The sequence below is a fragment of the uncultured Thiodictyon sp. genome, from assembly GCF_903946935.1.
Classification (GTDB): Bacteria; Pseudomonadota; Gammaproteobacteria; order Chromatiales; family Chromatiaceae; genus Thiodictyon.
The window spans coordinates 1-1,526 of record NZ_CAJAXH010000321.1 but is presented as its reverse complement, the minus strand read 5'-3'; the positions used below and the strand labels follow the sequence as shown (position 1 = coordinate 1,526).

The 1,526-nt window shown below is 60.9% G+C and carries 1 protein-coding gene and 1 pseudogene; one reads left to right on the top strand and one right to left on the bottom strand.

The features are described 5' to 3' along the window. Window positions 1-145: 145 nt before the first annotated feature. A pseudogene (locus QZX93_RS27210) lies at window positions 146-439 on the top strand (transposase); the annotation flags it as partial. A 104-nt stretch (window positions 440-543) separates the two neighbouring features. Here the strand turns inward: QZX93_RS27210 and QZX93_RS27205 are convergent. After that, on the bottom strand, window positions 544-891 hold the full coding sequence (locus tag QZX93_RS27205; protein WP_295395041.1) for a DUF4351 domain-containing protein: 348 nt from the start codon (window positions 889-891) through the stop codon (window positions 544-546). Window positions 892-1,526 lie beyond the last annotated feature (635 nt).

Genomic DNA, 1,526 nt, shown 5'->3' with positions numbered 1-1,526 from the left:
GGCACACCGCCGACACCCAAGCTGCCTCCCGCAGAGGTTTGGATCAACCCGCCGGCCGCAGGCTTAACCGAGATCCAAGAGCCTCCCGAGCAACACTAAATTCGACACCCCGGTGTCTCATTTTCATTGACACATTCCGGCCGGGGTCACCGACATCGGCTGTACCCATCGGCCCATCGTTGTGGGTGGACGCAAACCCAAGGAAGTGCCCATGTTCCAATGGATCAATACCGTCCTCGGCAACCTCAAAACCAGCCTCAGCGGCGCCTACCACAGTTTCGGCTTCGGCAAGTATGCCGAGCGCTACCTCGGCGCCATCGCCTATCGCTTCAACCGCCGCTTCAACCTGCACGCCCTGCCCAACCGACTGTTGGTGGCCGCAGCGACCGCTGGCCCCCGCCCGGCACGCTGGATTCGCTTGGCTGAAACATCTTGCTAATCAGAAGCTTCTGGGCCCATAAGCTTAACCGGCACAAGGGGACCTTGGTTCCAACGCCAGGCGGCTCCGACCGCCCCGTTAGGCCTCGTTGATGGTTGCGCCGCCTAATCCGCGGATGGGTCGGACGTCGGGTGCGGACCGTCCAACAGGGGCTCTAGGGTTTCGGCCGCGAAGATCCCGTCGACCCAGGCGTCCAGTTGCGCAACGCTCGCCCCTGCAATGCACTCATCCGCCCAGGGGGGAAGATCGCCGAAGCGACGCCGGAGCAAACGCTTGAACGTATCGCGCTTGCCTTCCAGCTTGCCTTCCATCCGGCCTTCCCGCTCGCCTTCCAGCCGGCCCGCCAACAGACCCTCGCGCTTCCACTTCTCCGTCCACTCTTCGACATATTCTGCCAGCATCGTTTCGACGGACGGACGACGGTGCTTACGGGGGCGACGCTGGCGTGACATGGCGGCTGGGCGCTCAGGCCGGTCGGGGACGTTGCGGGGTGGCCGAAAGTGTCGCATGGGTGGGCGTGCCGGGCAACGGGCGGATCGCCCATCATGCAGGCGATTGCTGCCCTGACACGAGGGGACGGTCCCGACTGCCACAACAAAAAGTTGACAGCTACAGCGGCTCCGGGTTTATTGTGCCGCACGCCCTATACAGCCGTTCGTGGTGAGCTGTGAGCTGTGAGCTGTGAGCTTGTCGAACAGTCGAACCACGGACGGCTTCACTTCACTCACCGATCGCACATTGAGGATGACCAGATGTTGAATCGCTGTTCTATCGCCCTCCTGCTGACCCTGCCGTTGGCTGCCACTCAGGTCAGCGCGTACAGCGCAACGGCCATGGTGCCCGCGCCACTGCGAAAGATGAATGTTGCGGTCGCCATGGCGGTTCACTCTATCTTGCGGTAGAGCTGAGTAATACGAAAAAAATGGACCAACAAGTTAGCGACGTGCTAGTACCGCAGGATGAAAATCCTAATACCGTTTCTGAAGAGCGCGTTGTAAGATGCAAACTTCGTGATCCACTCTGGTTTTTTCGATGCCCTTGCTTCGTCCTGCGCCTGTCCTCGTAACCGATCGCGAGCGTCAACAAT

Bases quoted from the DNA above. Each gene is read 5' to 3' on its own strand.
- QZX93_RS27205 (WP_295395041.1), bottom strand. From the start codon at position 891: ATGTCACGCCAGCGTCGCCCCCGTAAGCACCGTCGTCCGTCCGTCGAA.